8 protein-coding genes are annotated in these 7355 nt (G+C 43.6%); 4 read left to right on the forward strand and 4 right to left on the reverse strand.

The features are described 5' to 3' along the window. Positions 1-5: 5 nt before the first annotated feature. Complete coding sequence (locus VK541_RS12155; protein WP_324370423.1) at positions 6-158, forward strand: helix-turn-helix domain-containing protein; 153 nt, start codon at positions 6-8, stop codon at positions 156-158. Between the two features lie 51 nt (positions 159-209). Further along, on the forward strand, positions 210-458 hold the full coding sequence (locus VK541_RS12160; RefSeq protein ID WP_324370410.1) for a hypothetical protein: 249 nt from the start codon (positions 210-212) through the stop codon (positions 456-458). Positions 459-472: 14 nt separating this feature from the next. Here the strand turns inward: VK541_RS12160 and VK541_RS12165 are convergent, their stop codons facing one another. Further along, positions 473-1480 (reverse strand): glycoside hydrolase family 26 protein, encoded by a 1008-nt coding sequence (locus tag VK541_RS12165; protein ID WP_324370412.1) that lies wholly within the window; start codon positions 1478-1480, stop codon positions 473-475. Between the two features lie 346 nt (positions 1481-1826). On the opposite strand from VK541_RS12165, the gene VK541_RS12170 reads away from it, so the two are divergent. Then, entirely contained in the window at positions 1827-2360 is a 534-nt protein-coding gene (locus VK541_RS12170; protein WP_324370414.1) for an RNA polymerase sigma factor, read from the forward strand. Positions 2361-2373: 13 nt separating this feature from the next. Here the strand turns inward: VK541_RS12170 and VK541_RS12175 are convergent, their stop codons facing one another. The 3 genes from VK541_RS12175 to VK541_RS12185 all read right to left on the reverse strand — a co-directional run bounded on the left by VK541_RS12175 (position 2374) and on the right by VK541_RS12185 (position 6354). Then, a complete protein-coding gene (locus VK541_RS12175; protein ID WP_324370416.1) occupies positions 2374-2976 on the reverse strand; it encodes a helix-turn-helix domain-containing protein in 603 nt (200 codons plus the stop codon). A 141-nt stretch (positions 2977-3117) separates the two neighbouring features. Beyond that, positions 3118-3510: a hypothetical protein gene (locus VK541_RS12180; protein WP_324370417.1), complete on the reverse strand. Its 393-nt coding sequence runs from the start codon at positions 3508-3510 to the stop codon at positions 3118-3120. 63 nt (positions 3511-3573) lie between these two features. Further along, the gene (locus VK541_RS12185) at positions 3574-6354 is read right to left on the reverse strand and encodes a glycosyl hydrolase (protein WP_324370419.1); all 2781 of its coding nucleotides are present in this window, start codon (positions 6352-6354) and stop codon (positions 3574-3576) included. A gap of 345 nt (positions 6355-6699) precedes the next feature. Between VK541_RS12185 and VK541_RS12190 the strand changes: the two genes are divergently transcribed. Further along, a partial coding sequence (locus VK541_RS12190; RefSeq protein WP_324370421.1) for a pitrilysin family protein occupies positions 6700-7355 on the forward strand: 656 nt, incomplete at its 3' end.

Below are 7355 nucleotides of genomic sequence, written 5' to 3' on the forward strand. Positions count from 1 at the left end.
CCAGAATGCTGATCGACACGACCCACCCGATCGCAGAAATTGCCTATAAATGCGGCTTCAACAATATAGCCAATTTCAATCGTACTTTTAAAAGTAAAAAAGGATGTACCCCTAAAGAGTTCAGGGAAAACTACCGGGGCAAAAGCATATTTATTTAACGGAAAACAATAAGCCGGGTACTTTGTTCTATAGCAACACAGCTGACGATCATGCAGGAAAAAGACCTCAATCCATACGAATTTACACTTGAAATAGACGGTGAACCCCAGGCCATAAGAGTGGAACTGCCAAAACCCGGCGACTATATCATTTACATCAACGGAGAGCGTACCGGCCATATTTATCCCATCCGCAGCAAATCAACAGTGGAATGGAAATCCAACGATGATATTGCACAGCCCCTGATCAATGAGCTGGGGAAAAATATCGAAGAACTGGAAAAGAAGCTGCCTGGCTAATCAATAACAATAGTTCACCAGCCTTTAAGTTCGTCGAGGCTCAATACATTTGGTGATTTGATGAGATTGTTGAGTTCTTCATTGGTATTGTACTTAAATACCAGCTCGGACCAGCCCATAAAGAAGGTCCATTTATTTTGCCGGGCCAGCAGTTCTGCTGTCGGGTACTTCTGACATTCGCCAATGGCTATGGGTTTACCTTTTGCAGCACCAACCATGAAGTTATATTTCTCACGGCTGAAGCCACTTTTGTCGTCATATATGTCCAGCGCAAGAACATCCCAGTATTCATCCCCCGGATTGTAGACTACTGCATCGTTTTCAAGTGTACCAAAATCCTGTATGTCCCATACCCAGATCAGGTTGCTCAGTCCTTTAGTTTTGGTGAGGTAGTCGTGCGTGGTCTGGTACAGCTTTCTCGTGCCATTTTCTCCTGGCCGGCCTCCCCACCAGAAAACGCCCTGGTTCATTTCATGCAAAGGCCTGAACATTACCTCTACCCCTTTATCTTCCAGCTGCTGCAGGTAACCTGCGACTTCATCCATCATCCCTTTCCATTTTGCATTGACCCTGGTTCCCTCTGTCAGCAATTCCTTCCACTGCTCATCTGTCATTTTGCTCAGTACTCCCTTCTTGTCCCAGCCACAAGGCTCCTCAAGTGCGGGGTTACAGGCATGCCACATGATGTTGATCAGCGATCCTTTTTTCCACTGGTCCGCCGCTTCATTGATCATGATCTGCCTGTTATTGATGTTGTCTGCCTGGAAAAGAAAATCTCCGCTCCACAGTGCAGGATACTTGCCGGTTACCTTAAACACTTCGTCAGTCCAGGCTGCAGGCTTACGGTTGGGCTCCCGGTTGTGGATCCCTGAAATGGTCTGTTTACCTGAAATTTTATACAAGAGGTCAAGGGTTTTGAATTTGGTATGCTTTACCTCAACAGGCTTTTTCTTCAGGTTGAACTGTGCGCTGACAGCCAGGGTAAATCCTAAAAGTAACAGCAGCAGGTTTATTTTTTTCATTTGGTAGCAATTTGGTCAGTAGTCTTATCAAAGCTACAAGACTTAATCTTATGATATTAATGATTTTTTAATAAAAAACAGTAATTAAAAGATCTTTTAGAGCAGACAGATACGGTTGCGACCATTAAGTTGGACAGGTTTGCCCGTTCTTCATCAACTATGCCAATTTCCGTCTTTAGCTTTGTTTAAACATTCATTTTAGGAATGTGGCTGATAAAACTGTCAATTGTATGGGTAAGGCTTGATTAACAACTCATTAAATATTCAAAAGAGGGATTTTATGCCGGTTTGGTACAGTCATTGCAATAGTCAGAATCCTAAGAAAAACTAAAAACAGCATCTACCTATGGAAAACATGACTTTGAATAATGAGATTTGCAACCACCGCTCCTGCCTGGAGACTTTCGCCATGAAATTTACCAATGATGTAGAAGACGCCAATGACCTGGTGCAGGATACCATCATCAAAGCGATCCGCTACCATGAAATGTATAAACAGGGTACCAATCTCCGGGGCTGGCTGTACACCATCATGAAGAATACATTCATCAACGATTACCGCCGGGGGAGCAAAAGAAATGCGCTGATCCAAACTTCAGAAGACCTGTCCTCCTTCCAGCTTTTGGGCAGTGCGCAAACCAACAAAGGGGAAAACAAATTTATAATGGAAGACATCAATAAAGCACTGGACAAACTCCAGCCGGAATACTCAGGACCATTTTTAAGGTATTTCGAAGGTTATAAATATCATGAAATCGCCGAAGAGCTGAATATCCCGATCGGAACCGTAAAGACCCGGATTCATATGGCCAGGCAAATCCTTAAAGAGCAATTGAAAATGTACCGCGGCTCTATTAAAGTTTCGGCTTTATCCACATAGCAGCTAATGCAGCTCATTTCAGGAATCTAAATGAAGGGTGGTAAAACACCCTTTTTCCGTTATAGCTCCTGATGCTGTTTACAACAATAAATACCACATTGATCAGGTAGAAGACCGGGACCATTAAGATCAGCAATTCCATGCGGCCCAAATTCATTATTGAAATGTCCGGAAGCGGAATTCTGATGTGAAAGATCAGGCTGAAAAAGAAAATCACATAGCTCAGGAACAGGATCAGGCACCAGGAAATTTGAAAGTTCAGCAGACGTTTGCCTATCTCATTCGTATGACTGATCTTATCCTTTTTCAAAATCCATATGGCAAGGGGAACAATGATCCCCAGCAGTGGAAATGCGATAAAGCTTAGTGCGGAGATGTTCAAAAATGCTAAAAACCCTTTATCTTCCCTTTCGGTCCAGTCTATCAGTTCATCGGGAGTGACATCGAGTGCGTTCGCTATTCTTTTCAAAGTATCACCCCGGGGCTCGGTTTCCCCACCCTCAATTCTCTGAATTGTTCTCAGGTTAATTTGAGCGGCCTCAGCTAGTTTTTCCTGGCTCAGTCCTTTACGGACACGCAGGTCTTTAATTTTTTGCGCTAATTCTGTGTTTTTCATCTTTTAAATATTTTGTTGCCGTAAAGGTATGTCAGGGTGCTATTTTTTCTTTACGACTTGTTTGCGGCATATTTACGGCATACTTGTCCAGGCCCGTTCCTGACACAAAATTCCCATTTCAACACCTGTATTTCCATAAACTTAAAACTCTTCAGCGGTTGACCTTGTGTTCGGATCCAGGAAAGTCAGAACGATAAATCCTGCTTCCTGATCAATGACAAAGTCGACCTTATCAGTCTTCTCGTAATCCTTATCGCTGTATGAACAGGCGTAATGCCATGCTAAATGGTATTTGAAACAAATTTTCCCGGCCTTTTTTTCAGCATCGTATTCTACCCAATCCAGCTTTAACCTGGTTAAGGTCACCGCACCGCCATCATCCGAATGATAGGATAGCAGCTGATGAACAAGCTCGTTTTCCGGATCAAGCACGGCTTCCGCATCTACGGGCAGCACCTTATTCAAAAAGTCAGCAATGCCGTTTTCAGGGAAGGGATGATCTCCCTTAGCATATTCAATTTTTAACTGGGACATACCCAAAAATAATACATTTTTTTTGCGTTACGCCGATAGTAAAACAGAACCTTTTGTTAAAATTTACAAATAAGGTGTGATGGTAACCGGGCCGATCAGACCGGAAGGCATTATTGACCATTTCGAAGCATCGAAAGCCTTATAGTTGATATCGACAAAATTGATTTCGTTATAATTTCTCCAAATGATTTTATTCTGGTCCATGTACCGGATCCTGTTGGCCATCAGATTTACCACTTCAACCTTAATGGTATTGTTTCCTGCTTTCAGGTATTCCCCTATACGGGCATGGAAGGGAATACTCCATAAAACCCCGACCTCTTTCCCGTTAATCCAAACCCGTGCACTTTCGCCTACCTGATTTAAATTGAGTACATACTCCTTTGCCGTTTTCGAGTTGAGGATAAAATTGCTGGTGTACACACCTGTTTCCGAAAAGTTCTGAAGTTTAGGATTCGCCAAACTTGTCCAGGAAACAAGTTTAGTTAAGTTTTGTGTCGCAGGCAATTCTGGCCCGCCTGCCGTAAAATTCAGCGACCAGGTATTGTTCAGTTCAACTTGTTTAGCCTGTTTATTTAAGTAAACCCATGAGGCAGCATCAATACCTGGTTTATCCGTAATTTTCAAGATCATGGCTTCACCGGGCCGCATTTGCAGCCTAACCCTTGTCTGTCCATCCTTCACCTGGGTTGCGGCAAGTCCGGATGCACCGCTTTGCGGGTCCATCATCAATGCGCTTCCATTGGCATTGACCGGCAAGTCCGCATCAATGTTTGCAGCAGTATGGTTAACGATATAATAGTATTTACCGCCGGCAAAACTGCGGCGGATAAATTGCAGGCCGACATCAGTCATTGCCTCGCGTTTTACAGCCCGGTTTTCCAGTGCCTTTTCAACATCAGATGTGAGCAGCATTATGCCTTTTCCAATCCTAACTTGCTTTACGCCATTCCCCGGATCAGCAAAATTCAATTTAGCCAGGCTTGTTTTTAACTGTGCCCTGCGCTCTTCCAGTTTGTGCAAACCCGGAACATCTTTTGGCAATTGCTGAAAGACAACCGTTGCGCCGTCGTCCGCCAGTTGAATCACTTTTTTAAGCGTTTCCAGGCTCATCATAACACATTCAGGGATGACGAGTACTTTATAAGGTGATGCGTTAGCTGAAGTATTGATCAAACCATTTTGAGCTGCAGATTGTGCCAATAACCGATCCGATGCAAAATCAAAAGCGTAACCGGATTTAGACAGTTCTTTTGACAACTTGTAAAAAGCTGTCGGATGTAGCCACTCATCAATATTGTGGACTTTAATGGCCATATCCATACCTTTTGCCTGGTTCCAAACATCGTATACTGGCCAATAGACGAGCAGTTCATTGTCTGACTGACCTGACTGAAGCACAGACTGGCATCTGGTCAGATAATCATTCATTCCATTAATTTGCGGCCACAAACTGTTATTCGGATTAAACTCCGCGGAAGCATAGAATAACCAGCCCGGCCATACTGCATCATCCGGAGAATTGGTGGTGCCGTGAAAAAAGATATGATTTACTCCGGCAATAAATAATTGTTCCGCTTCAGGCTTGCATTGTGAATACGAAGTTTTAAAATGTTCGGTCAGCCAGGTAAAGGTTTCTGAAGAAACCAGGCGTTTACCCCCTGTATGTGCTGCTGATGAAGCAAATTTAGACATCATAGGATCCGGATCTACGTTGCGGACATCTCCGCTATCTCTGCGAAGGCCAGGGATGAAGAAGCGACTGGAACCAAAAGTTTCGGTTTCCGGAATATCGACAGCCCCATAAAGATCCAGCAGATTTCCCGGTGAGCCGTGCGATTGGTTCTTGGTGACCGATCCATATTTATGTGCCCAGGCTGTCCAGTTGTTCGTAAAATTATCCAGCAACAGGCCGCTCATCGTTTCTCTGTAATCTGATTTTAAACGCGCCACTTTTTCGCTTACCGAATCTTTGCCGGTCAGTTCCTGCAGATGCCTCTTTAAGTCATAACCTCTGCGTTTCGAGAATTCTTCAAAAAAAGTAGGTGTCCAGTTTGCGCTATAGACTTCATAGCTGTCGTTAAAAAACGCCCTTACTCCCTGCGGTTTGTTGCTAAAAGCATAATCAAACCGGCTCAGATAATTCGTCACCGCATTTTTATCCAAATGATCCAGTGTAAAACCCTGCCCGCCCGGAGCTGCCCGTTTCACTGCCTGATGGGTCTTGCCTGCAAAAGCTGCATAGACCTTCCAGTCACCAGAGTCAGCTATCCAGTTCAATATTCCATCCGCACCAACTTTATTAAACAGATCCGATGTCTTGCCACTATTGCCATATGCTGTAACTGCCTGCAATATCGCCGCGTCCTGTTTGGTTTCCTTTACTTTGATGGCTTCATTTAGCTTTTCGCCGGACTTAAGTTCGTACTGCTGGACGATCAGCTTCGTTGCAGCATGTTCCGGTTTTACCAATGGGCCACCAAAAGGCCAACCCGTACCTGTATTCATATCTACTCCAATTCCAAGGGCATTGGATTTTTGAACCGCATAGTGCAGCATATCTATCCATTTGGGCGACAGGAAATCTATGTATCTTTTCTCGAAACCTACAGCTCCGTATATCGGGGTAATTTCGACACCGCCAATACCGGCTTGCTGATATTGAGTGAGTACTTTACTGATGTTAACTTCATCTACCGCATTACCCATCCACCACCAGCGGACCCAGGGTTTCATTTGTTTTTCCACTGCCGGCCATGGACCCGCCGGTTTAGTTTTATGTTGTGCATTTGCGGTGCTAACTAAAAACGCAATAACGCCAAGTGTGATTAAGGTAAGCTTCATTTTAATGCAATTTAGCCATCTATACTGCTATTAACAAATCATCAGATATCATAGCCTGGTGTTATACAATAGCAACTTCACCCGCATAAATCGTAGTACTTACCTTATCACCGGCCCAGGCCGTTCTTGGAGATCTGATCAATATATTTGTGGAGGGATACCCGGAGCACAAATACTTATGTTGAAAAAAATCATATTAACGCAGTTCTTCGAAGGTCAAAACCATATATAATTCGTTTATTTTGACATTATCCGTAAAATTTACGGATTTAGCCACAATCATTGCTATTATAGACTGAAATATCGATTTTTACCTTATCAAATTCCATCAATTGGTTATAAAAAATGAAAAATAAATTCTTGTTTACTCTCGCTCTTTCGGGATTGTGCCTGGCTGTGAATGCCCAGCAGGTAAAGTTTACCGAATACGACCTGGATAATGGCCTGCATGTAATTCTTCACCAGGACAAAACAGCTCCGGTGATAGCCGTCTCGGTAATGTATCATGTCGGCTCTAAGGATGAAGATCCGCAAAGAACCGGCTTTGCCCATTTTTTTGAACATCTTCTTTTTGAAGGCAGTGACAACATGAAGCGCGGAGATTTTATGAAGATTGTCAGCAGCAATGGCGGACAGAATAATGCCAACACTTCACAGGACAGGACGTTTTATTATGAGGTCTTCCCTTCAAATCAGCTCGAACTCGGGCTATGGCTGGAAAGCGAACGCATGCTGCATCCGAAAATTGACAATGCGGGTGTTAAGACTCAAAACGAAGTGGTTAAAGAAGAAAAGCGGATGCGTATCGACAATAAGCCTTATGGTAAGTTTGCCGAAAACATCTTCACTCATTTATTTGAAGGGCACCCGTACAGCTGGCAGCCAATCGGTTCTATGGCCCATCTGGATGCTGCAAAACTGGATGAATTTATTGCTTTCTTTAAAAAATATTATGCGCCGAACAATGCAGTGCTAACAATAACCGGGGACCTGGACATAGA

This window comes from Pedobacter sp., from assembly GCF_035317785.1.
Taxonomy (GTDB): Bacteria; Bacteroidota; Bacteroidia; order Sphingobacteriales; family Sphingobacteriaceae; genus Pedobacter.

Coding starts and splice junctions, on each gene's coding strand:
- VK541_RS12155 (WP_324370423.1), top strand. CDS start 6: ATGCTGATCGACACGACCCACCCGATCGCAGAAATTGCCTATAAATGC.
- VK541_RS12160 (WP_324370410.1), top strand. CDS start 210: ATGCAGGAAAAAGACCTCAATCCATACGAATTTACACTTGAAATAGAC.
- VK541_RS12165 (WP_324370412.1), bottom strand. CDS start 1,480: ATGAAAAAAATAAACCTGCTGCTGTTACTTTTAGGATTTACCCTGGCT.
- VK541_RS12170 (WP_324370414.1), top strand. CDS start 1,827: ATGGAAAACATGACTTTGAATAATGAGATTTGCAACCACCGCTCCTGC.
- VK541_RS12175 (WP_324370416.1), bottom strand. CDS start 2,976: ATGAAAAACACAGAATTAGCGCAAAAAATTAAAGACCTGCGTGTCCGT.
- VK541_RS12180 (WP_324370417.1), bottom strand. CDS start 3,510: ATGTCCCAGTTAAAAATTGAATATGCTAAGGGAGATCATCCCTTCCCT.
- VK541_RS12185 (WP_324370419.1), bottom strand. CDS start 6,354: ATGAAGCTTACCTTAATCACACTTGGCGTTATTGCGTTTTTAGTTAGC.